We start from the raw sequence: 23,621 nt of genomic DNA, 5'->3' as shown, positions 1-23,621 counted from the left end.
GACGACGAGGGCGCGGTGGATAGGCTCGCGGACGTGACCGGCCAACCGCTGCAGCGCACCGACGGCACCCCCGTCCGCGCCCTCGTCGTCGACGACGAGCACGCCCTGGCCGACGCCGTCGCCCTCGCGTTCGAGGGGGACGGCTGGGCCGTGCGGGCGGTGCACCGAGGACGCGACGTCCTGTTCGCCGCGCGGGAGTTCCAACCCGACGTCATCGTCCTCGACGTGATGCTGCCGGACATCGACGGCTTCGAGGTGCTCGAGCGCCTCCGCGACTCCCGCGACGCCGTCCGTGTGCTCTTCCTCACCGCGCGCGACGCCCCCGAGGACCGGCTCGCCGGACTCACCGGCGGCGGCGACGACTACCTGACGAAGCCCTTCGGCATCGACGAGCTGCTCGTCCGGGCGCGGATCCTCGCACGGACCTCCGCTCGGGTCGCAGCGGTGGGCGGGAGCGCCGAGGTGGTGGTCGGTGACCTCCGCCTCGACGAGGACGCCCGCGCCGTCAGCCGTGCCGGCGAACCGATCGAGCTCACACCGACCGAGTACGAGCTGCTGCGGCACCTGGCGCGGAACGCCAACCGGGTGCTCTCGCGGGAACAGCTGCTCGCGGGCGTCTGGGGCATGGACTTCGGGTCGTCGTCGAACCTGGTCGACATGTACGTGTCGTACCTGCGGAAGAAGCTCGACGCCGGACGCGAGCCGATGCTGCAGACCGTGCGCGGGGCTGGGTACGTCTTGCGGCCGACGACGTGAGCCGATCGACGAAGGCGATCCGGGACCGTCCGACCCGCGCCGGACGGGTGCCGTCGTTGCGGTGGCGGGTCGTGGCTGCCGTCGCGCTCCTGCTCGTCGCGACGAACATCGTCGTCGGAGCGGTGACCGTCGTCGCGTTCCGGGGGTACCTGGTCGACCGCCTCGACGCGGAGCTGTCGACGGCGGCGAACCGGACCGTCGGCGGCCGGAACGGCGCGGACGCACCCACCGGCCCGCCGCCCGGGTCGTCGTCCGGATCGTCGTCGGACCGTCCGGATCCGGACAACGCCTTCATCGGGGCGCCGGGGCAGTCCGCCGGCACCGTCGTCGCGATCGTCCGCGACGGCACCGTGGTGCTCGGCGGGTACACCGACAGCGACGGCGACCAGCACGGGCTGTCGTCGGCGCAACGGCAGACGCTCACCGCGGTCGACAGCGGCGCCGCCCCGGCGACGATCGACCTCGGCTCGCTCGGCACCTACCGGGTGCAGGCGGTCGGGGACGACGGCGACGTGTTCGTCACCGCACTCCCCCTCGGTGACCTGAAGGCCGCCATCGCCCGCCTGTTGCTCGTCATCGGGATCGTCACGGTGCTGGGCCTCGTCGTCGCAGCGTCGGCCCTCGCACTGCTCGTGCGGCGGTCCCTCCGACCGCTCGAACGCGTCGCCGCGGTCGCCTCCGGGGTGACCGACCTCGACCTGGAACGCGGCGACACCGACATCCCGGTGCGGGTCGCCGACGCCGACCTCACCGCGAACCGCGAGGTCGGGCAGGTCGGTACCGCACTGAACCGGCTGCTCGGGCACGTCGCCCGAGCCCTGACGGTGCGCCGCGACGCCGAGGCCGGCATGCGGACCTTCGTCGCCGACGCCTCGCACGAGCTGCGGACGCCGATCGCGACCGTCCGGGCCTACGCCGAGCTGACCGCGCGCTCGTCGGACCTCGACGCGATCCACCGGAACGTCGACCGGATCGGCCGGGAGGCCGTGCGGATGGGCGACCTCGTCGAGGAACTCCTGCTGCTCGCGCGGCTCGACGCGACGGCCCTGGCGTCCGGGGCTCCGGTGTCCCCGCTCCTGCGCGAACCCGTCGACCTGACCTCGATCGTGGTCGAGGCGACGATGGACGCCCGGGCCACCGCGCCCGGGCACCGGTGGACCCTGCAGATCGTCGACGACCACCCGCTGACCGTGACGGGCGACGCGGAGCAGCTGCGCCGCGTCGTGACGAACCTGCTCGCGAACGCCCGGACGCACACCCCGACCGGGACCGCGGTGGTGGTGTCGTTGCAGCGGATGGGGCCGTCCGGTGCTGGTGCGGCCGCTCGCCTCGTCGTGGCCAACGACGGGCCGCCGATCCCGTCGGAGGCCCTGCCGACCCTGTTCGACCGGTTCACCCGGGGTGAGGCCTCGCGGACCCGTGCGCGGGGACAGGGGACGAGCGGCCTCGGGCTGGCGATCGTGCAGGCCGTGGTGTCGGCGCACGGCGGGAGCGTGCGGGTGGCCTCCGGCCCCGGTCGGACGGCGTTCACGGTGGACCTGCCGGACGTGGTGCCTGTGCCCGCTTCGTGACGTCTGCCTCACCCGCTTCGTGAGCAGAAAAGGTCGCGTGCTCTGGCGCGACTCGACCATTGCTGCTCACGAAGGACGCCGACCCCGACGGCGACGCATACTGGTCGCATGACGAAGGAGTACGGCGAGCTGCCGGGTCGCCCGGACCCGTCGGAACTCGTGGTCGAAGTGCCCGCGTTCGACGACGACCGTCCGCAGCCCGAACCTGCACCGCCGGCGGCCGCACCGGAGCTCGTCGCAGCGACCGAGTTCGCCCGGAGTTCCCACGCGCCGCCGACGATCCGCCGGACCCAGGTCCGTGCAGGGTTGTGGATCGCGGGCGTGCCGATCGCGGTCCTCGCGGTCATCGCGATCATGCAGATCCTGCTGCAACCCTGACGGTACCCGCGTGCTCGTTGCGGGTCAGTCGTCACGGACGTCGACGTCTGATCCGCAGAACTCGCCGGGAAAGCGCAAGACCCGAGCGCCCAACCGTCCGGATGGGTCTCGGGTCCACTTCTCGAAGCACGCCACCGGCGGGCCGGGCCCCGGAGGGTGGCACACCTTCGCGGCGCTGGACGGATCGTCAGACGATCGTCCAACGTCCGGGCCGAACGCGTGCAACCCGGCACCCGGCGACGCAGGCTGGGTCCTGTCCGAGCTGGACGACCCACACGGGTCACCACCGCAGAGATGGGAACACGATCATGAACTCGTTCAAGCGCAAGTCCGTCAAGCTCCTCGCCGGCACCGCACTCGGTGGCGCCGTCATCGCCGGGGCGTTCGTCGCGGCACCGGCACAGGCCGCTGAGCCCGCACCGAGCACCTCGGCCTCCGTCGGCGGCAACGTCAACGTGAACCTCGACCCGGTCGCGATCGTCAACGCGATCAAGGACGCCGTGAACGACCAGAGCGACCGCGGCGGCGCCGTGCAGGCCGCGCTCGACGTCGGCTACTGGAACGCGGGCAACCCCGACCGCCTCACCGTCGCGGTGGTCAACAAGAACCAGGACATCACGGTGTCCGGCGACGTCGCGGACGCGCAGTCGATCGACATCAAGGGCGGCAACTACGTCATCTACTGGTTCAAGGGCCCCGGCTCGATCACGAACAACGGTGACGGTGGCTGGCTGAACTGGGGTGCGTTCGGCAACATCGAGCGCATCGACAACGTCATCCACGTGAACGGCGGCTGATCCGCCAGCGCTGATCCGTCCGTCGGCGCTGCACCGGCGCCCCCGGGGACCACGGTCTCAGGGGGCGTCGTCGTGCGTGGTGGGACGCTCGGCGGCGGGCTCGATCGCCGGGGGCCAGGTCCGTGCTGCACCGCGGACCTCGCGCCGTGCACGGATCCACCCCTTCACGAAGGCGACCGACACCAGCGCCGTCCGGTTCGGCGCCTTCCACGACTTCATCAGCCGTCCGAGGTGCCACGCGACGGCCTGGCGGCTGTAGGCCGTCTCCTTCGCGATCTCGTCGTTGGAGAGCCCCTGCGCGGCGAGCGCGAGCATCTGCTCCTCGGTCTCGTCGAGGCCGGGCGCACGGGCGACGAGGTCGATCTCCCCGGTGGTGACCGCCGCCGCGGACTCGCCCGCCGATCGCCGTCGCTGCTGGGCCCAGGCCTCGGCCCAGCACGAGCCGAGTTCGTGGGCGACGAGCGAGGCGCGGCTCATCGCGAGCATCGTCCGGCCGGCGTGGTCGAGCGTGACGGCGTGGTCGCGGGTGGCCGTGTGCATGACGAGGGCGAACACCCGGATCGCTGGCAGGGCCCCGCGGAGCACGACCGACACGTCGACGCGGGGGTCCTCGGCGCTCGCGGCCGCCACCGCGCGCAGCTGGGCGAGGCACTCGCGGTCGACGGGTTCACCGCGCTCGACGGCACGCAGCGCGGCGGGGAGCACGAGCGGGACGATCTCGGCGTACCGGCGTCGCAGCCAGTCGTGGCCGTCCGGTCGGATGCCGTGCAGCGGAGGGGTGAGCAGGAGCTCCTCGAACTCCGGACACCGCTCGTCGAGCGCCAGGCCGAGCCGCTCCCCCGGGAGCAGCACCGCCGATCGGTGTGCGTCGTCGCGCTCGGTCGTCATCGTCCGTCGACCGTATCCGCGCGACACCTGTCGTGTTCGACCGTGACGTGAACGGTCGCCGAACGCCGTTCTTACCGGGAGCACAGCGCACTGCCTCGGTCCGCATGTGCCCGCTGCCGAGCATGAGCGGCATGACGGAGACGAACCAGACCCTCGACATCGACATCGTCGTCCCCTGCTACAACGAGCAGGACACGCTCGCGGCTCACGTGCGACGCCTGCACACGTTCTGCCGGACGTCGTTGCACCACACCTGGCGGATCACGATCGCCGACAACGCCTCGACCGACGACACCGCGCGGATCGCCGACGACCTGGCCGCGATGCTGCCCGGCGTGCACGCGGTCCACGTGCCCGAGAAGGGTCGTGGGCGGGCGCTCAAGGCCGTGTGGGGTGCGTCTCCGGCGACCGTGCTCGTGTACGTCGACGAGGACCTGTCGACGGACCTCGCGGCACTCGAGCCGCTCGTGGCGCCGCTGCTCTCCGGGCACTCCGACCTGGCGATCGGCACGCGGTTGGCGGACTCGTCGCGGGTGGTTCGGGGCAGCAAGCGCGAGTTCATCTCCCGCTCGTACAACCTGCTGCTCCGCACGACGATGGGGGTGTCGTTCTCGGACGCGCAGTGCGGGTTCAAGGCGGTCACGAAACGGGCGGCCGACCAGCTGCTGCCGCTGTGCGAGGACGACGCGTGGTTCTTCGACACCGAGATGCTCGTCCTCGCCGAACACGCGGGGCTGCGCATCCACGAGGTCCCGGTGGACTGGGTCGACGACGTGAACTCGTCGGTGCAGATCGCCTCGACGGCCACCGAGGACCTCAAGGGCATGTGGCGTGTCTCGCGGGGCATCGCCAGCGGGCGGGTGCCGGTGGGTGCCGTGTACGAGACCATCGGCCGCCGTCCGTTCACGCCACCGCACGTCGGGTTCCTCGGGCAGGTGCTGCGCTTCGGCGCCATCGGGGTGCTGTCGACCGTCGCGTTCGCGGTGCTGTACGCGCTGTTCCGTCCGGCGATCGGGGCGCAGACCGCGGACTTCCTGGCCCTGCTGCTGACGGCGATCGGCAACACCGCGCTCAACCGGCGGTTCACGTTCGGTGTGCGGGGGCGTGCCGGAGCCGGGCGACATCACGTGCAGGGACTGGTGGTGTTCGGCATCGCGTGGGCGATCACCTCGGGGTCGCTGGTCGTGCTCCACAGCAGCGTGCCGGGAGCATCGCACGGTGCCGAGATCCTGGTGCTGACGGCCGCCAACCTGGTCGCGACCTGCGTTCGGTTCGTGCTGTTCAAGGCGTGGGTGTTCCGCAGCGGCCGCCGTCGCCCGGAGCTCATCCGCCCCGGCACGACCCCCGCCGCGGACGCCAGCACGGCGGTGACGGAGCCGATCACCGTCGACGAACGGACCGGCGAGCGCGCGGCCTGACACCGTGCGGGGCTGGCCACTCGGTGCGGGGTCGTTCGGCCCGCGCGGCCCGTCGCACCGTGCGGTGTGGCCCATCCCGTGCGAGGTTGCACGCTCCGTGCAGCGCAACGACAGCGCACCGAGCGTGCAACCTCGCACCAGCCGAACAGACCCGCACGGTGCGACACCATCACACGCCCGGACCCGCGGTGTTGCGTGGGCGGTATACCGCGCCGTAGCATCGCCGTACCGCACCACAACCCCACAGGGCCCGACTGCCAACACCGGTCTGCCCGCGGCGAGCGCTCCATCGATGCAGCCTGGCCGTCCGCTGCCGGCAACGCCCCACTGGACCCGCACACGTGAACCCCACATCTTTCGGTCTCTACGACCCTGCCCGCGAATCGAGCGACTGCGGCGTCGGTTTCATCACCCGACTCGACGGCACGCCCCACCACGACGTCATCCGCAAGGGTGACGAAGCGCTCTGCGCCATCCCCCACCGCGGCGGCAAGTCCGCCGAGGGTGTCGGTGACGGCGCCGGTGTGAGCATCGACCTGTCGGTGGAGTTCTTCAGCGCCATCACCGGCCAGGAGCTCCGCGCCGGTCACTTCGGTGTCGCGAACTGCTTCGTGCCGAGCGGCGCAGGTGCGGCGGCGGACGCCGAGCGCGCCCGTGCGCGGCAGACCGTCACGGACGCCATCGAGCAGCAGGGCTTCGAGCTGCTCGTCGTCCGCGACGTCCCGGTGGACCACTCCGTCGCCCGGCCCGAGGCCGAGCAGTACCAGCTGCCGATCGTGCAGTGGGTCTTCCGCGCGCCCGAGCAGTGGGACCGCACCGAGGTCGACGCGGCGGCGAACCGCGCCCTGCTCGCGATCGAGTCGGTGTCCTACGGCGAGGCCGCCGAGCAGCGCGCCGAGCACGCGGCCCTGTACCCGCTGTCGCTCAGCGCCCGGACCCAGATCCTGAAGGGCCGCCTGAACTCGGGCGAGGTCATCGGGTACTTCACGGACCTGCGTGACCCGCGGCACTCGGTGCGGACGCTGTACTTCCACACCCGGTTCTCGACGAACACCGAGCCGCACCCGACGATGGCGCAGCCGTTCCGGCTGATGGCGCACAACGGCGAGCTGAACACCGACCGGAAGAACCGGCTGTCGGACGAGGCGCTGGCGCGTGCCCGCACCCGCAGCATCGTCCGCCCGCCCGGGCAGTCGGACTCGAGCCGCCTCGACCAGACGCTGCAGAGCCGCGTGTTCGACGACGGACTCGAGATCGTCGAGGCCGTGGTCTCGCTCATGCCGCCGGCGTGGGAGAACGACCGCACGCTGACCGCCGACGTGCGGGACATGCTCGAGTACTTCTCGCTGTACGAGGAGAAGAACGACGGCCCCGCCGCCGTGATCTTCAGCGACGGCGACGTGGTCGGCGCGCGCCTGGACCGCCTGGGGCTGCGTCCGCTGCGCACCGTCGAGACCACCGAGTACCTGATGGTGTCGTCCGAGGCCGGTCAGGTCATGTTCGACGCCGACGAGGTCGTGCACCGCGGCCGCATCGAGGCCGGCGGCATGCTCGTCGTCGACCACCGCACCGGTACCCGGATGCGCACGGACGAGGTGCTGCGCATGCTCGCGGCCCGCCGCGACTACGGCACGCTGCTCGACGCCGCGCGTGTGAACCTCGACGACCTGCCCGCTCCGGACTACGAGCGCACGACGACCACCCTGGGCTACGAGGGCGACCTGTCGCTCGCCGGCCGGTACGTGGCGTACTCGCTGAACCAGGAGAGCTTCCGGTTCATGCTCGACCCGATGCTGCAGAACGGCTCGGAGCGGATCTCGGCGATGGGCTACGGCAACGCCATCAACGCCCTGAGCGACACCGAGGGCGGCATGGCGAAGTACTTCTCGCAGCGCTTCGCCCAGGTGACGAACCCGCCGCTCGACTCGATCCGTGAAGCCGACGGCATGAGCATGCGCGTGGCGCTCGGCGCGAAGCCGGACGGCACGGGTTCGACGAGCCGACAGCTCGTCGTGCAGTCGCCGATCCTCGGCCACCTGGACATGGTCCGCCTGCGCGACCAGGACATCGTGCCGCTCGAGCGCTTCGACATGCTCTACGTGCCGGTGCTCGGCGACGAGCAGGCGAACGCGGACGCCGTGCGCGACGCCGTGGACGCCCTGTGCGACGCCGTGGAGCAGTTCGCGGGGACGTCCGGCGGCATCGCCGTGCTGACCGACCGCGAGGTCTCGTCGGCCCGTGCGCCCCTGCCCGTGATCCTGGCCGTGGCCGCCGTGAACCAGCGGCTCATCGAGACCGGGCTGCGCCTGCGGGTGTCCGTCGTCGCCGAGAGCGGTCAGCTGCCGTCGTCACACCACGTGGCGACGGCCCTGGGCTTCGGCGCCTCGGCTGTGTACAGCTTGAGCGCGCGCCTGCGTGCCGAGGAGAAGTACCCCGCCGCGCCGGCCCCCGCCGGTGAGCTCACTGCGACGGACCTCGCGCTGAAGCAGTTCCGCAAGGCCGCCGAGAAGGCGCTGGCGAAGACCATGGGCCGCGTCGGTCTGTGCACCGCCGAGAGCTACATCGGTGGCGCGTTCTTCGAGCCGAACTACCTGGACACCGGCGACGACGTCCTGGCGCGGGTGTTCCCGCACATGCAGGCTCCCGTGGGCGGCGTCGGCTTCGCCCGCATCGCCCAGGCGGCGACGGACTGGCACGAGCGTGCCCGCTCGGTCGCGGCCGAGGGCCAGGTCCCCCTGCTCGGCCTGTTCAAGGAGCGCTCGGACGGTGCCGGCCACTCGTTCGGCGTCGCGAGCGTCCGCGGGTTCGGCGGCATGACCGAGGAGCGTCCGGCCTTCGAGCGCTCCGGCGACTCGGACGCACTGCGCCTGCTGACGCTCGGCCAGCTCGACGACTCCTTCGGCATCACCGACGCGGCGTACCGCAACACCGGCTACGACCGCCTCAGTGACACCGAGATCGACCAGCACCGGATCACGCCGGGCTACGTCACGTTCCTGCAGACCACGCACGACGAACGGTCGCGCCGTCCCGCTGCGCTCCGCGACGTGCTCGCGCTGCCCGCGGACGTCACCGGCATCGACACGGCCGAGGACTTCGCCCGCGAGCTGGGTCGGTTCTCGACGACCGGCAACGCCAGCGTCACCGTGCGCGGGCTGTCCGGCTCGCGTCCGACGGACGACCAGGACCTGCCGGGAGGCACGGAGCGGTTCCGCCTCGCCCTCGCGTCCACGGGGACCACGGGTGCACTGCGCCACCAGGCCCTGGCAGACGGCCTCGCGCTGCTGTACCCGGGCCAGGTCGACGTCGACGCCGTCGACGACACCCAGGTGACGCTCCGCGCCACCGGCGCGGCCGTCGGGCTGCTCACCCTGCTCGAGAGCGCGCCCGACAGCGTCGAGCTCGACGAGGTCCAGCCGGCGCACGAGATCACCCGGACCCTGGCGTCCGGCGCGATGAGCCACGGCGCCCTCGTCGCCACCGCGCACGAGGCGGTGGCGCACGGCACGAACATGGTCGGCGGCATGTCGAACAGCGGTGAGGGCGGCGAGCACCACTCCCGCTACGGCACCATCCGCGGCTCGCGGATCAAGCAGTTCGCCTCGGGTCGCTTCGGCATCTGGGCGGGCTACCTCGCCGACCCCATGCTCGAGGAACTCGAGATCAAGATCGGTCAGGGCGCGAAGCCCGGCGAGGGCGGTCAGCTGCCCGCGCCGAAGGTCACGGTGGACATCGCCGCGGCCCGTGGTGGCACCCCCGGCGTCGAGCTCATCTCGCCGCCGCCGCACCACGACACGTACTCGATCGAGGACCTGGCGCAGCTCATCCACGACTGCAAGGCCGCCCGTGTCCGGGTGATCGTGAAGCTCGTGTCCTCCGAGGGCATCGGCACCATCGCGGTCGGCGTCGCCAAGGCCGGTGCGGACGTCATCAACGTCGCGGGCAACACCGGTGGCACCGGTGCCGCGGCCGTCACGAGCCTGAAGTACGCGGGACGTTCGGCGGAGATCGGCGTCGCCGAGGTCCACCAGGCCCTCGTCGCGAACGGCCTGCGCTCCAAGGTCACGCTCCGGTGCTCGGGCGCGCACCAGACCGGGTCCGACGTCGTGACGAGCGCCCTGCTCGGCGGCGACAGCTTCGAGTTCGGCACGACCGCGCTCATGATGCTCGGCTGCGTCATGGCGAAGAACTGCAACGTGAAGTGCCCGGCCGGCCTCACCACGAACGCCGAGGCGTTCGAGGGCGACCCGCGTGCCCTCGCGCAGTACCTGCTCAACATCGCCCACGACGTGCGGCAGATCCTCGCCCGCCTCGGCCTGCGCTCGCTGCGCGAGGCACGGGGTCGCACCGACCTGCTGCAGCTCCTCGACCACCCGGCGAGCGTCGGGCGTCTGGACGCCCGCGCCCTGCTCGCGCAGGTGCCGGAGAAGGTCGTGACGGACCCGGAGTACCTGGAGAAGGACTTCCACACCGACGACGCGCTGCTCGAGCGCATCCGCACTGCGCTGGTCGACCACGCCCAGGAGCACGTGCTCGTGCACGGGGTCCTGCTCGGCAACAGCGACAAGTCCGTCGGCGGCCAGCTCGGCATCGACGTCGAGCGCCTGCTCAACCACGAGCTCCGCGCCGAGGACGTCCAGGGGCTGCCCGCCGTGGCGACCGACGACCGCGGGCGCCGCCGGCTGGTCGACGGTGCGGTCACGATCCGTACCCAGGGCTCGGCCGGTCAGTCGTACGGCGTGTTCAACAACGACGGCATCGTGCTCGAGCACACCGGCACCGCGAACGACGGCGTCGGCAAGAGCCAGAGCGGCGGTCGGATCATCGTCCGCGCTCCGGGCGGCGGCAGTGCCGACCAGGGCGGGAACGTCCTGATCGGCAACTTCGCGCTCTTCGGGGCCACCGGCGGCCGCACGTTCGTCGAGGGTGAGGCCGGAGACCGCTTCGCCGTGCGCAACTCCGGCGCCACGGCCGTGGTCGAGGGCGTCGGCGACTTCGGGTGCGAGTACATGACGGGCGGCGCCGTGTTCAACCTCGGCGCGTTCGGCAAGGGGCTCGGCAACGGCATGTCCGGCGGGTTCCTGTACCAGTACGACCCGTCCGGTCAGGTCGCCCAGCGCGCCAGCACCGACTCGCTCCTCGTGTTCCCCGTCACCGACACCGAGCGCGGCGCGTTCCACGAGGCCGGCGCGCGCCTGCTGCTCGAGTGGCATCTCGAGGCGACCGGGTCGGCGCTGGCCGAGCGGCTGCTCGCCGACTGGGAGACCACCCGGCAGCACGTCTTCGTCGGCATGCCGCGCGCCCTGCTGCTCTCGCAGGACGCCGGCGAGATCCTCGCGGCGGCCACCCGCTCCGAGCTGCTCGACGAGCTCGCGTCCTCGATCGCCACGGACAAGCTCCGTGCGTTCAAGGTCGACTACCGCGACCAGCGCACCGTCCTCGACGGCCGGGCCCCGGCCCTCGGCGACCAGGGCGACGACATGTTCTCGCTGCTGTCGTCGTACACGGTGCTCGGTGTCGCCCAGGACGTCGCCCTCGAGCGCGTCCCCGGTGCGGGTCCGAACGACCCCCGCGTCACCGAAGCGGTGAAGAACCTCGTCCTGACCGAGGACTTCTCGGTGAAGCAGCGCGTCGTGAAGTACCTGCGCGGCACGCTCGACCGGTTCGCGGACGACCAGCTCGCGACGCTCATCGCGATCAAGCGGCTCGACGACTACAAGCGTGCGCTCACGCAGCGGAACAACCGCAGCATGGACGCACCGGGCACCACGGGGTGGATCATGCACCAGAACGCCAAGAACGACGGCCGCGTCCGCGAGGCCCGCTTCGACGAGCTGCTCGCCACCGCGGCGCTCGAGGACATCGCCCGCCGTGCACCCCAGGCGCCGACCGAGGCGGTGTCCGCGTGAGCCTGCTCCCCCCGACCGGATCGCTGATCCCCGTCGACGCACCGTTCTCGGCTGCCCAGGAGTCCTGGCTGGCCGGGTTCATCGCGGGCATCGCCGCCGCCGGCAAGAAGGCGTCCGGCGCCGCCCCCACGACGACGATCGACGTGCTGTTCGGCACGCAGACCGGCAACGCGGAGTTCCTGGCCGACGAGCTCGTCGCCGGGGCGAAGGCCCGCGGGCTCGGTGGCCGTGCCGCTGCACTCGACGCCGTCACCCCGGAGCAGCTCGCCGAGATGACCCACGTGCTCGTCGTCACCTCGACGTACGGCGAGGGCGAGATGCCCGACAACGCCGGCCTGTTCTGGGACGCGGTCCAGGCGTCCACCGTGCCGCGGCTCGAGGGACTGCAGTACGCCGTCCTCGGCCTCGGGGACACCAGCTACGACGAGTTCTGCCAGGCCGGCAAGCTCCTCGACACCCGCTTCGAGCAGCTCGGCGCGACCCGGGTGCACGACCGCGTGGACTGCGACGTCGACTTCGAGGACGCCGCCGCACTCTGGAGCGCCGCCGTGCTCGACCGGCTCGCTGCCGAGGCCGGCGCGACGGGCGCACCCGGCGCGACCACGGGCAGTGGTGCCGACGGCGGTGCCGCCGTGGCCGGCGGGGCGGGCGCGGGCCGTGCCTCCCGGCCGGGGTCGCAGTGGAACAAGCGCAACCCGTACCCGTCGCGGCTGGCCGAGAACCGGCTGCTCTCCTCGCCGCGCAGCGCGAAGGAGATCCGGCACTACGAGTTCGACCTCGGCGACTCCGGCATCGAGTACGCCGCCGGCGACGCCCTGGCGGTCGTGCCGGTCAACGACGAGGTCTTCGTCGCGGAGCTGCTCGAGCAGGTCGGCGCGAACGGCGGCGAGTCGTTCGACGGCCGACCGATCACCGAGGTGCTGCGGAGCGACCGCGAGGTCCGCACGCCGTCGAAGGACCTCATCGCGGACCTCGTGCAGCGCGCCCCGGCGAGCGAACTCGCCGCGGTCGTCTCGCACGGCGACAAGCACGAACTGGACCGGTGGCTGTGGGGCCGTGACGTCCTCGACCTGCTGCGTGACGCCGGACCGGCCGCTCCCGGACTCGACGAGCTGCTGCCGAACCTGCGCCGGCTGCAGGCACGCCAGTACTCGATCTCGTCGAGCCCGCTGGCGCACCCGGACCGCATCCACCTGACCATCGCGTCCGTCCGGTACGGCGACCCGCACCGGATGTACGCCGGTGTCGCGTCGACGTTCCTGGCGGACCGGGTCGACCCCGACGGTACGGTCGACGTCTACCTGCAGCCGAACGCGTCGTTCGGCGTGCCGGCCGACGCGTCCGCACCGATGATCATGATCGGTCCGGGCACCGGCATCGCCCCGTTCCGCGGGTTCCTGCACGAGCGGGCCGCGGCCGGTGCGACGGGGCGCAACTGGCTGTTCTTCGGCGACCAGCACCGCGACACCGACTTCGTCTACCAGGACGAGCTCACCGAGCTGCAGGAGCAGGGCGTGCTGAACCGCCTCGACCTGGCGTTCTCACGCGACCAGGCCGAGAAGGTCTACGTGCAGACGCGGATGCGCGAGCAGTCCGCCGAGCTGTTCGCCTGGCTCGAGGACGGCGGCCACGTGTACGTGTGCGGCGACGCCTCGCGGATGGCGAAGGACGTCGAGGCCGCGCTGCTCGACGTCATCCGCACCGGCCGCGGGCGGGACGAGGACGACGCGCTGTCGTACCTGGCCGACCTGCGCCGCACGAAGCGGTACGTCCGCGACGTCTACTGAGCCAGCAGTGCCCGCCCGATCCGGGCAGCAGGACGCCCGGGCAGCAGAACGCCCCGGTAGCGGAACCCGAATCCGACTGCCGGGGCGTCCTGTGGAAGGGTGCCGGTCAGTGAGGCCTGACCGACGAGCCCAGTGGCGTGACGCAAGGACCCGGGTGCGATGACCCGGCTTCCTGGACGACGAGTCTCCTGATCCGGGACTCCCGTCGTGCTCGCCACTCGATCGCCGATGGTTGGTCGGCGCCGGGCGCGCACTGCGTCACGGTCATTCGGGTCCCCCTCCTGCCGCGGTTCGTTGCCGTCACCGGCTCCCTGGATGCCGGCCCGAAGGGACGACTCTGATCCGCGGTACAGAAACGCTACGACGATCGGCGGATCTTCGGAACCCGTTGACGGGAATCACTCAGCCGTGCTACCGCTCGGTGTCCCCGAAGCGTCGTCGGCGTCCCCCGGTGCGACCGCTCGCGACCACGCCGAGTCGGCCGCCGTGCTCGTGTCCGGCGGTTCCGGCGTCAGGACGAGCCCCGACCCGGACGTGGCCGAGGCGTAGAGGTCCTCGAGCCAACTGCGGTTGATCGACGGCACCCGGCTGCCGGAGAACTTGAAGTGCAGGCCGACGTTGGGGTTCAACCAGATCGTGCTGCGGCCGTTGCCGTGGACGACGTCGTCCTTCCACGAGAACGCGAACCGGTGATCACGCCGGAGCATGTTCACGATCACGATCTGCAGGTGTGTCATGGCACGGTCGTCGATGCGGAGGTCGAGCGGCTGGCCGTCGTAGATGAGCTGACCCATGGCCCCTTCTACTCCATGGTGCCGGTGTGGGCCAGCGATCTCGCCCAGTTCGTGATCGTGGTGTCGAACCAGACGGCGTCGACGTTCCGCTCCCAGGCGTGCTCGGCGGGCTCACTCACCGCCAACGTCACGGCGTCGGGGTGCGCGTCGGCGAACTCCCGACTGACGGCGAAGGGCACGGTGGTGTCCCCCGACGAGTGGATGAGCAGGGTCGGCGGCAGGCTCCGCGGCGCGTGCAACCAGGAGAGCGCGCGGACGTCCACGGGTGATCGGAGCCCGACGAGGCGGCACACGAGCGGCAGCGCCATCGCCCGGAGCGCGGCACCGACGACGAACCCGGGGAGCCCGGCACGACCGGCTTGGGAGCGCACCGTGGTCGCCCAGTCGAGCGCCGGTGACACGAGGACCAGTCCGACGAATCGGTCGCGGTGCGCCGACCGGGCGAGCAGTTCGTGGGTGATCGTCGCGCCCATCGACCACCCCACGATGACGAGCCGTTCGGCCCCGTTCGCGACGGCGTGGTCGAGTGCGGCCTCGACGTCGGGCCACTCGCGGGCGCCGAGGTGCGAGGCACGGCCCTGCCAGGGCGCTTCGCCGTCGCCGCGGAACGACGGGACGATCGAGGTCCAGCCGGCCTCGAGTGCCGCCGGCACGGTCCGGAGCGCCGTCACGCGGGTGGTGCGGATGCCGTGCACGTGGACGGCCCAGGTCGCGGCGGGCGCGGCCTCGGGGCCACCGGGCCGGATGACCCACGCCGGCGCCGGGCCCACGGGCGTCGCCAGGTCGACCTCCGCCCAGTCGACGTCCATCGCGGCGGGGTCCGGGTGCACGTGCCCGCTCCACCGCACCCGTGTCGACACGTCGCCCGTCGTCCGGACCACCGCACGCCGCACGGTGCCGGCGGCCTCGTCGACGTCGAGCACCGGTCCGACCGTGGTGTGCCCGGTACCGTCGTGCCACAGGCCGTACTCCCCCGGGCGCACGGTGTCGTCGGTGATCGGGAGCCGGATCGAGTCGTCGGTCGTCTCGAGCACCGGGGTCCAGCGGTCGCCGCCGGGCAGCACGATCTTGCCGACGACCTTCCGCACCACGAGCAGGAACGCCGCCGCCAGCACGACGAGCACGCCGAGCACCCACCAGACGATCGTCATCGCATCAGCCTCCGAGACTGCGGGTCAGGGTCAGTTCCGCCGAGCGCACCTGGGCGAGTTCGGCGTCGTCGAGGGTGCGGCCCTGCACCTCGGCGTCGCGGATCGCGATGACGAGGTCGTAGGTCCGTGCCTGCACGTCGCCGTCCCGTTCGACGGCGCGCAGTTCGTGGCGCCGGGCGATGCGGCGGAGCCGTCGGTGGTGCCGACGACACGTCACGTCCCGCCACCACCGGCGGAACGTCAGGGACGCCATCGCGACGACGATGAGGACGATGCCCAGGTAGAACGGTGGGTCGAAGCCCAGACGGAGTCCGTCGCGCAGCGGAGCGGGGAACCACCCGAAGTGGTCGGCGGTGAGGGAGAGGAGCTCGTCGATGCTCGCGATGACCACGAGCGACAGGCCCACCCGGAAGACCACGAGCGCGACCGGGTTGCGCAGCACGCCGTACCGGAGCGTCGCGGCGGCGATCACGCCGACACCGACCATGTAGACCGACCCGTAGAGCCACATCGCCGGCTGGTGGATCTCCCGCACGATGAAGTGGAAGTCGGTGCCGCCCCGGTCGCGCACGGCGAAGAACGGGACGGCGAAGGCCACGACCACCACGAGGAGCGCGAGCGGGCTCGCCAACCCCGGCCGTTTCGGCAGGTCGGACGTGCTCGCCCGGAGCATCAGCCAGAAGGCCGCCGTGGCACACACGTTCTGCACCAGGTTGATGAGGTTCGTGCCCCCGAGGGCACCGTCGAGCACGGTCTGCGGTACGACGCTGCCGAGTGTCAGCAGCCCGAGCGCACCGACGCCGGTCGCACCCCAGGCGGCGCGGCCACGTGGGTTCCGCAACACGTAGGGCGTGCGGGCGAGGAAGATCAGCGCCGCGCACCAGAAGGCGGCGGCGTGCAGGACGGCCATCAGCCGTAGGCCCGCTCGTCCGCGCTCGCGCTGCCGGCGAGCAGCACGGTCGCCAGCTCGTACGCGAACCGCTCGGCGAAGTGCTCGTCGTCGTCCGAGATGCTCACCAGTCCGGTGTCGCCGTCGAGGGCGCGGCGGCACACGTGCCCGCCCGAGGCGAACTCGGCGATCGAGGTGGTGGTCGGGGCTCCGGCGTCGCCGTGCACGAGGTGTCCGAGCTCGTGCAGGACGCAGTGCATCCGGTACAGCTCGGGGGCGCCGGCCGGCACCAGGACGAGGTTCTCGTGCTCGAACTGCGACACCAGCGCGGTGAGCGGCCCCCAGCTCGGACCGTCGACGTCGACCACGCGGGTCGGCTTGCCGACGAACCGACCGACCCCGGCGACCACGTCCGGGAGCCTCGGCGACGGAGGAAGGGTCGCGACGAGGGCACTGACGGTGTCCGACGCGCTCGAGCCCACTGGCATCGCCCCTTTCGATCTCCGCGGACAGACTACCTGCACGTCCCCCTTGCGCACGAGGGTGGACAGTCGTAACGTACAACCAAATGGTTGTACGAATTGCACTGTCCGACGCCGAGGTCGACCGGGTGTTCCACGCACTGGCCGACGCGACCCGTCGTGACATCGTCCGACGCACGCTCGTCGGGTCCTCGTCCGTCAGTGACCTGGCGGACGCGTACTCGATGTCGTTCGCCGCCGTCCAGAAGCACGTCGCCGTCCTCGAAGGAGCCGGACTCGTGAGCAAGGAAGCACGCGGCCGAACCCGCATCGTGCGCGCCGAACCGGGTCAGCTCGCCCGGGTCCGCGACCTGCTCGACGCCTACGGCGACCTCTGGCGGGGCCGGCTCGACCGCCTCGACACCCTGCTCGACACCGACAAGGAGCAATGATGTCCACCACGTCCGTCCACACCGATCCCGAGGCCCTCGCGCTGACGCTCGTCGCCGAGTTCCCCGTCCCGGTCGAGCGCCTCTGGGGCGCCTTCGCCGATCCCCGTCAGCTGGAACGCTTCTGGGGCCCACCCGGCTTCCCCGCCACCTTCACCTCGTTCGACCTGCGGCCCGGCGGCCGCGCCGACTACCGGATGACCTCACCACAGGGCGAGCGGTTCCACGCGGTCTGGCAGGTCACCGAGGTCGACGAGCCACACCGCATCGTCTTCCGCGACCTCTTCACCGACGCCGACGGCGAGGTCGACGACGCGTTGCCGGCCAGCGAGACCGTCCTGTCGTTCGAGACCGTCGGAACCGGGTCGCGGGTGACCGTCCGGTCGTCGTTCGGGTCCACCGCCGACCTCGAGACCATGGTGGACATGGGCATGGTCGAGGGCTACGAGCAGGCCTTCGGACAGCTCGACGCCGTCCTCGCCGACCTGCGCGAGTACGCCCTGGGCAACGGCACCGTCACCGAGCTCGTCGACGACACCCACGTCCGCATCACGCGGGCCTTCGCAGCGCCACGCCACCTGCTGTGGCGGGCGCACACCGAGCCCGAACTCGTCCGGCAGTGGTTGCTCGGACCGGACGGGTGGGAGATGACGGTGTACGAGAACGACCTGACGCCGGGTGGCACGTTCCGGCAGGCGTGGGCGCCGACGGGTGACACCGTGGGCGAGCCGTTCGGCTTCGAGGGCGAGAACCTCGTCGTGGAGCCGGAGCGGCGGATGGTGTCCACCGAGCGGATGACCGGTGCGCCGTTCCCGCCGAACACGAACGACCTGCAGTTCGACGAGGCCGACGGCGTCACCCTCCTGACGCTGCGCATCACCTACCCCGACCGGACGCAGCGGGACATGATCCTGGCCACCGGCATGACCGACGGCATGGAGACCAGCTACCAGCGTCTGGAACGCGAGGTCCTGTCCGCCACGTGACCAGCGGACGGACGGGAGGACCGTGGCGGACCCGCCACGGGGCTCCCGTCCGTCACGCGGTGCGTCTCAGGACGCCTCGTAGTGGCGCGCGCCGCCGCGCACCCCGGCGAAGCGGTACGGCCCTGCCGTGACGCGCGGACGCTCGACGTCGTCGCTCGTCGCGGCGCCGGTCGCGTGCAGCTCGCGGTACGCGTCCACGGTCAGCGGAACGCGGGCCGAGAGCAGCTGCCGGACCCGGCCGACGCGACGGTGCTCACGGTAGGACGGCTGCACGATGCCGGTGAGGAGCTCGCCGACGCTGCCCGAGCCGTAGCTGAACAGGGCGATGCGCTCACCCGCCAGGTCCTCGTCGAGGTCGAGGAGCGCGGCGAGCCCGATCCAGAGCGACGCCGTGTACGTGTTGCCGGTCTGCTTGTTGTACGTGAATCCGACGAACAGCTCCGACTCGTCGAACGGCACGCCCACGTGCTGCGTCAGCTTCCGGTGTGCTTTGAGCGCCATCTTCGTGAACGGCTGGTGGTGGACGAAGCGCACGATGTCCTCGTACGCCGGTCCACCCTGGTCCGCCAGGTCGTCCCAGGCGCCGACGAACGCGTCGACGTAGGCGCTGACGGACAGGCGGCCGTCGACCAGCGCGGTGGAGCGGTCGTTCGGACGCCAGAAGTCGTCGACGTCCGCGGTGAAGACGCCGGCGGCCGGCTCGATCTCGATGAGGTCGGGGTCGGCGGACACCAGGATCGCGGCCGCACCGGCACCCTGGGTGGGCTCGGCGGCGGTGTCGACGTCGTAGCGGGCGACGTCGGCGGCGATCACGAGCACACGCTCGTGCGGTGCCCGGGCGATGATGCCGAGGGCGAGCTGCACGGCGGCCATCCCGCCGTAGCAGGCCTGCTTCAGCTCGACGACGCGGACGTTCTTCGGCAGGCCGAGCAGCCCGTGCACGAACACCCCGGCGGCCTTGGACTGGTCGACGCCGGACTCGGTGGCGAACAGCACGGTTCGGATGCCGTCGACACCGTGGCGGTCGATGACCTCCTTGGCCGCGGCGGCCCCCATCGTGACGATGTCCTCGTCCGGGGCGGGCACGCTGAAGGCGTCCTGGCCGATGCCGACGTGGTACTTCGCCGGGTCGACGCCGAGGCGCTCGGCCAGGTCGTCGAGCTCGAGCACGTGGTGCCCGGTCGCGATGGCGATGTCGTGGATGCCGATGCGCGTCATGCTGCGCCTCCGGCCGGCTTCGTGCCCCGTCGCTCCATGGCGACGTGGGCGGCCATCAGCTCACCCGGGTTCGTCTGGGCGGCGAGGAGCGAGAGTTCCCCGCACAGCACCGTGGCGGCACACAGGGCGGCGAGCCGACGGGCGTTCGCACCGGGCTCGCGGTCCTCGCGGCAGCCGAGGCGCACGAGGGCGTCCTCGACGACGGGCAGGTCCCCGCCCTTGCCGTTGCCGACCGTGCCGACGATCAGGTGCGGCAGCGAGGTGGCGAAGTACAGGTCGCCGTCGCGGTTCTCGGCACTCGTGATGCCCTGCGAGCCCTCGACGATGTTCGCGGCGTCCTGCCCGGTGGCCAGGTAGAAGCCGAGCAGCATGTTCGCGTAGTGCGCGTTCGCGGAGCGGAGCGCCCCGGCGATGGTCGAGCCGATGAGGTTCTTCGCGATGTTCAGTTCGACGATGCGCTCGGTGCTCGACCGCAGGCGCTTCTCGACGATCTCGCCGGGGATCACGATCTCGGCGATGGTGTTGCGGCCACGACCACGGATGCCGTTCACCGCGCTGGCCTTCTTGTCGGTGCAGAAGTTGCCCGACACGGACACGTAGCGCAGGCCCGGCTGCCACGCCAGGATCGTGGGCAGGAGCTTGTCCGCCGCCTGCGTGACCATGTTGTGGCCGGAGGCGTCACCGGTCGTGAACGCGAACCGCAGGAACAGCAGGTCACCGACGATCTCGGGGTGCACCTCGATGAGCTTCGCGAACCGGCTCTGCCCGGCGACCAGCGCCTCGAGCTCGTCCTGTCGCGCGAGGATCTGCCCCGCAGCGACGTGCGCCGCGGCGGCACTGGCCGCGCGGACGACGACCGAGCGGGTCATCCGCTCGTCGACGACGGTCGCGACGATGCCGTCGTCGACCATGCGCGAGATGCGGGCGCCGCGGCCGACGGACGGCCAGAGCGGCGACTCGTACGTGGCGAGCGGGACCTCGTGCTCGCCCTGGACCGCGTTGCCGCTGATGCGGATCGGTCCGACCCACTTGGTCGGGATCGGCGTGAGCAGGTCACTCATCGAGGGCTCCTTCTGGTGCTCGCACCGCGACGCTGAGGTGTCTGATGTCGTGCGCCTCCCAGGCGCGGTGGATGCCGGCGGGGTCGATGTCCGCGGGGACGAGTGCGATGCCGCAGTCGCCGCCGCCGGCGCCGGACGGCTTCGCCGCTCCGCCGGCCGCCTCGACGACGTCGCACAGGGTCGCGAGGCGTTCGGTCTCGATCTTCGACCCGACCGAGTCGCCGAGGCGCTGCATCAGCACCCGGGCACGTCGGAGCGCGTCGAGCGTCTGCTCCGCGTCGCCGGTCTGGAGGCCCGTGGTCAGGTCGTCGACACAGCTGCGGCTCTCGTCGAGGAACGCCTGGTACCCGCCGTTGCGGTGCCGACGCACCACACCGACGAGCTTCGTGGTCGAGGCCGGCGAGCCGGTCCAGCCGACCAGGAGCTGCAGGTTCTCGGGGGCCGGCAGCCGCTGGACGTCGAAGCCCGCCCACGCGGCGGCGTCGGTGAGGATGTCGGACACGCGGCGCTCGTCGACGAACGACGCGAGGTGGTCGCGGTCCGGGGCGCTGTAGCGCAGCCACCCACCGAAGGTGCTCGCGGCGAGGTCCCCGCCGGAGGCCCGCGGGTTCACCCGGATGGTGGCGAGCAGGGCGACCTGGAAGCGCTGCCGCTGCGTCAGGCCGATGCCGTAGAAACGGTCGAGGGCACCGACGGTCGCGACGGTCACCGCCGCCGAGGACCCGAGCCCGAACTTCCGGCCGCTGGCGTCGTCGAGCTGGCTCTCGATCCGCAGGTCGTGGAAGCGCGGGGCGATCCCCCGCTCGGCGCGGAGCTTCTCGACGAGGTCGATCGTCGCCATCACGTAGTCGTAGGGGTGGTGCTCGCGGTCCAGGGCGAGGCCGTCCTCGTCGCGCGTCCACGTCAGCGGCAGGTGGCCGTACTCCTCCGAGTGCACGCTGCCCGCACCGTGCGCCTCGGACACGCGTGCCGTGATGGCGCGGTCGAGGGCGATGAGGACAGACGGCTGGCCGGGCTCGACGACGGCGTACTCGCCGGCGACGAACAGCTTGCCGTGGGCGCGGAACTCGATCACTGCACGGACTCCTTCTGGTCGGGGCTGTCGCTCGCTGCGGCGACCCCGATCTCTTCGGAGCGGAGCACCCGAGCGGCAGGTCCGGTGCCGGACTCGATGACGTCGCCGAACGACGCCAGCGCGGTGGCCACGGCGGAGCGGTCCTCGGGCCGGCAGAGCACGACCACGTTCGGGCCGGCGTCGGCGGTGGCGTAGGCCTCGAGCCCGGCGGCGCGGAGTTCGCCCACGGCGTCGAACACGGCGACGCTGCGCGCGTTGAGGTAGCGGATGGGCGGGAAGGCGCCCTCGATCGTGGCGTGCATGCGCAGCGCGTTGCTCTCGGTGATCTCGCCGATGCGCGTGAAGTCGCCGGCTGCGCAGGCGTCGAGCATGTCGCCGACGGTCTCGGTGGTCGACGTGACCCAGGCCGGGTAGAACGGCGACGTGGCGATGGTGCGGCGCATCGCCTCGCGCGAACCGATGGGCTTCGGTCCGGCGTCGATCGTCACGACCACCATGGCCATCGGCGGTGCCGGGATCGGCTCGGCGAAGGACCCCTGGTCGTCGCCGGCGTGCCACACGGCCACACCGCCGGGGATCGACCGCGTGGCCGACCCCGAGCCGCGTCGGGCCAGGCGGGACAGGTCGCGCGGGGACAGGTCGAGGCCGTACGCCGCCGAGGCCGCGGTGGCGAGCGCCGCGAACCCCGACGCGCTCGAGGCAAGTCCAGCACCGGTCGGCACGGTGTTCTCGGACACGACGGACGCGCGGGCGTCGCTGCCGGCGAGCTCCCGCACGAGGTCGAGGAACTGCTGCACGCGCACCAGGGCGCCGTCCTCGACGACGTGACCGTTCAGCGTGAACCGGTCACGGGCCTCCTGGCCGGTGCCGGACCCGCCGTCCAGCGTGACGGTCGTCGTCGTCGGGAACACGTCGAGGCCCATGGAGACGCTGCCCGTGGCGGGCAGCGCGAGCTGCGCGTCCGCCTTGCCCCAGTACTTGACGAGGGCGATGTTGGGGTGCGCGACGGCGGTGGCGGTCATCAAGCGCGGGCTCCGATCGTGGTGGTCCAGGTGGCTGCGGCCCCTGCGCCGCGGAGTGCGGCCGCGATGCGGTCCGCGTGGTCGTCGTCCGCGGCGAGTGCGAGCACGCACCCGCCCCGCCCGCCGCCGGTCAGCTTCGCGCCGAGGGCGTCCGCAGCTCGTGCGGCGTCGACGAGCCGGTCCAGGTCGGCACTCGACACGTCGAGTGCGCTGAGCAGGTCGTGCGCGGCGTCCATCGTGGCACCGAGCCCCTGTGCGTCGCCAGCCTCGAGTGTCCCCCGTGCCTGCCGTGCGAGCGCGCCGATCCGGTCGATGACCGCGTCGACGGCGACCGGGTCCTGGTCGTGCCGTTCCCGCACGGCCGCGACCGCCTGCCGGGTGTGGCCGGGGACACCGGTGTCGGCGACGACGAAGGTGAAGCGGGCCCCGAGGGCGACGGGCTCGATGCGGCCGCCCTCGAACCAGACCGGCACCGCGGCGACGACACCGCGGGCGTCGAGTCCCGACGGGCGACCGTGGGCGACCCGCTCGCACTCCTGGATGAGGTCGTGGTGGGTCTCGGCGTCGAGGGTCTCGCCGAGGGCGTCCGCGACAGCTGCCGTCACGGCGGCGGCGACCGCTGCGCTCGACCCCATGCCCCGGGCGGTCGGGACCTCGCTGTCGACCCGGACGTGGAAGTGCCGGTCGGTCACGCCGAAGTGCCGCAGGGTCGCGGTGACGGCGGTGACGGTCGGCATCACGGCGGCGGGTGCGAGGTCGAGCGGGCCGGTGTGCACCGTGGACTCGAGGGTGTGCCCGACGACCGTGCCGGTGGCCTCGTCGACGCCGGCGGTGACGGGGCTCACGGTCGCGACGACCCGGGCGTCGAGCACCGGCAGGACGAGTGCGGGTGCGCCGTAGACCACGGCGTGCTCACCGATCAGGATCGTCTTGCCGTGGGACGACGCGGTCCCGGAGCCGGGGGTCGTGGTGGAGTCGAGGTCGCTGCTGGTCATCGTGGGTCACGTCAGC

19 protein-coding genes are annotated in these 23,621 nt (G+C 72.0%); 9 read left to right on the top strand and 10 right to left on the bottom strand.

What is annotated here, in order from left to right; all coding sequences use genetic code 11:
- The first annotated feature begins 33 nt into the window (after window positions 1–33).
- From EDF23_RS08830 to EDF23_RS08815, 4 genes are all read left to right on the top strand, one after another.
- Complete coding sequence (locus EDF23_RS08830) at window positions 34–756, top strand: response regulator transcription factor (RefSeq protein WP_123339010.1); 723 nt, start codon at window positions 34–36, stop codon at window positions 754–756.
- Window positions 753–2,327: a HAMP domain-containing sensor histidine kinase gene (locus tag EDF23_RS08825; RefSeq protein WP_131921443.1), complete on the top strand. Its 1,575-nt coding sequence runs from the start codon at window positions 753–755 to the stop codon at window positions 2,325–2,327. Before EDF23_RS08830 ends, EDF23_RS08825 begins: the two co-directional genes overlap by 4 nt.
- A 108-nt stretch (window positions 2,328–2,435) precedes the next feature.
- Entirely contained in the window at window positions 2,436–2,705 is a 270-nt protein-coding gene (locus EDF23_RS08820; protein WP_131921442.1) for a hypothetical protein, read from the top strand.
- 308 nt (window positions 2,706–3,013) lie between these two features.
- Window positions 3,014–3,502: a hypothetical protein gene (locus EDF23_RS08815; protein WP_111084734.1), complete on the top strand. Its 489-nt coding sequence runs from the start codon at window positions 3,014–3,016 to the stop codon at window positions 3,500–3,502.
- A 57-nt stretch (window positions 3,503–3,559) separates the two neighbouring features.
- Here EDF23_RS08815 and EDF23_RS19485 read toward each other — a convergent pair whose 3' ends face one another.
- On the bottom strand, window positions 3,560–4,390 hold the full coding sequence (locus tag EDF23_RS19485; protein WP_131921441.1) for a helix-turn-helix transcriptional regulator: 831 nt from the start codon (window positions 4,388–4,390) through the stop codon (window positions 3,560–3,562).
- Window positions 4,391–4,521: 131 nt separating this feature from the next.
- Between EDF23_RS19485 and EDF23_RS08805 the strand changes: the two genes are divergently transcribed.
- The 3 genes from EDF23_RS08805 to EDF23_RS08795 all read left to right on the top strand — a co-directional run bounded on the left by EDF23_RS08805 (window position 4,522) and on the right by EDF23_RS08795 (window position 13,504).
- Complete coding sequence (locus EDF23_RS08805; RefSeq protein ID WP_243648867.1) at window positions 4,522–5,808, top strand: bifunctional glycosyltransferase family 2/GtrA family protein; 1,287 nt, start codon at window positions 4,522–4,524, stop codon at window positions 5,806–5,808.
- A gap of 341 nt (window positions 5,809–6,149) precedes the next feature.
- Window positions 6,150–11,717, top strand: coding sequence for a glutamate synthase-related protein (locus tag EDF23_RS08800; protein ID WP_131921439.1), 5,568 nt, complete (start codon window positions 6,150–6,152; stop codon window positions 11,715–11,717).
- The gene (locus EDF23_RS08795) at window positions 11,714–13,504 is read left to right on the top strand and encodes a flavodoxin domain-containing protein (RefSeq protein ID WP_131921438.1); all 1,791 of its coding nucleotides are present in this window, start codon (window positions 11,714–11,716) and stop codon (window positions 13,502–13,504) included. The genes EDF23_RS08800 and EDF23_RS08795 overlap by 4 nt, the downstream gene beginning before the upstream one ends.
- Window positions 13,505–13,902: 398 nt before the next feature.
- On the opposite strand, the gene EDF23_RS08790 is transcribed toward EDF23_RS08795, so the two are convergent.
- The 4 genes from EDF23_RS08790 to EDF23_RS08775 are packed head-to-tail and all read right to left on the bottom strand — an operon-like array spanning window position 13,903 to window position 16,748.
- Window positions 13,903–14,298 carry an ATP-dependent DNA ligase gene (locus EDF23_RS08790; protein WP_123291787.1) on the bottom strand — a complete coding sequence of 132 codons (396 nt, stop codon included), beginning with the start codon at window positions 14,296–14,298 and terminating at the stop codon, window positions 13,903–13,905.
- A gap of 8 nt (window positions 14,299–14,306) precedes the next feature.
- Window positions 14,307–15,449, bottom strand: a complete 1,143-nt coding sequence (locus EDF23_RS08785) for an alpha/beta fold hydrolase (RefSeq protein ID WP_131921437.1) — start codon at window positions 15,447–15,449, stop codon at window positions 14,307–14,309.
- Between the two features lie 4 nt (window positions 15,450–15,453).
- Window positions 15,454–16,359 carry a hypothetical protein gene (locus EDF23_RS08780; RefSeq protein ID WP_123938426.1) on the bottom strand — a complete coding sequence of 302 codons (906 nt, stop codon included), beginning with the start codon at window positions 16,357–16,359 and terminating at the stop codon, window positions 15,454–15,456.
- Complete coding sequence (locus EDF23_RS08775; RefSeq protein ID WP_123938427.1) at window positions 16,359–16,748, bottom strand: hypothetical protein; 390 nt, start codon at window positions 16,746–16,748, stop codon at window positions 16,359–16,361. Before EDF23_RS08775 ends, EDF23_RS08780 begins: the two co-directional genes overlap by 1 nt.
- 158 nt (window positions 16,749–16,906) lie before the next feature.
- Between EDF23_RS08775 and EDF23_RS08770 the strand changes: the two genes are divergently transcribed.
- Complete coding sequence (locus EDF23_RS08770; RefSeq protein WP_123291783.1) at window positions 16,907–17,251, top strand: metalloregulator ArsR/SmtB family transcription factor; 345 nt, start codon at window positions 16,907–16,909, stop codon at window positions 17,249–17,251.
- Window positions 17,251–18,234: an SRPBCC family protein gene (locus EDF23_RS08765; protein WP_131921436.1), complete on the top strand. Its 984-nt coding sequence runs from the start codon at window positions 17,251–17,253 to the stop codon at window positions 18,232–18,234. Before EDF23_RS08770 ends, EDF23_RS08765 begins: the two co-directional genes overlap by 1 nt.
- 66 nt (window positions 18,235–18,300) lie before the next feature.
- On the opposite strand, the gene EDF23_RS08760 is transcribed toward EDF23_RS08765, so the two are convergent.
- Genes EDF23_RS08760 through mvk form a run of 5 tightly spaced genes read right to left on the bottom strand, consistent with a single transcriptional unit; the run spans window position 18,301 to window position 23,605 of the window.
- Complete coding sequence (locus tag EDF23_RS08760) at window positions 18,301–19,452, bottom strand: hydroxymethylglutaryl-CoA synthase (RefSeq protein WP_131921435.1); 1,152 nt, start codon at window positions 19,450–19,452, stop codon at window positions 18,301–18,303.
- Window positions 19,449–20,513 (bottom strand): hydroxymethylglutaryl-CoA reductase, encoded by a 1,065-nt coding sequence (locus EDF23_RS08755; RefSeq protein ID WP_123938430.1) that lies wholly within the window; start codon window positions 20,511–20,513, stop codon window positions 19,449–19,451. Before EDF23_RS08755 ends, EDF23_RS08760 begins: the two co-directional genes overlap by 4 nt.
- Window positions 20,506–21,588 (bottom strand): phosphomevalonate kinase, encoded by a 1,083-nt coding sequence (locus tag EDF23_RS08750; protein ID WP_123291779.1) that lies wholly within the window; start codon window positions 21,586–21,588, stop codon window positions 20,506–20,508. Before EDF23_RS08750 ends, EDF23_RS08755 begins: the two co-directional genes overlap by 8 nt.
- Complete coding sequence (gene mvaD, locus EDF23_RS08745; RefSeq protein WP_243648866.1) at window positions 21,585–22,610, bottom strand: diphosphomevalonate decarboxylase; 1,026 nt, start codon at window positions 22,608–22,610, stop codon at window positions 21,585–21,587. Before mvaD ends, EDF23_RS08750 begins: the two co-directional genes overlap by 4 nt.
- The gene (gene mvk / locus EDF23_RS08740; RefSeq protein ID WP_131846619.1) at window positions 22,610–23,605 is read right to left on the bottom strand and encodes a mevalonate kinase; all 996 of its coding nucleotides are present in this window, start codon (window positions 23,603–23,605) and stop codon (window positions 22,610–22,612) included. Before mvk ends, mvaD begins: the two co-directional genes overlap by 1 nt.
- Window positions 23,606–23,621: the final 16 nt, after the last annotated feature.

Origin of the sequence: Curtobacterium sp. PhB128 (assembly GCF_004340725.1) — a bacterium.
Classification (GTDB): Bacteria; Actinomycetota; Actinomycetes; order Actinomycetales; family Microbacteriaceae; genus Curtobacterium.
Note: the sequence above shows the minus strand (reverse complement) of the source record. Positions and strands in the feature narration are given on the sequence as shown.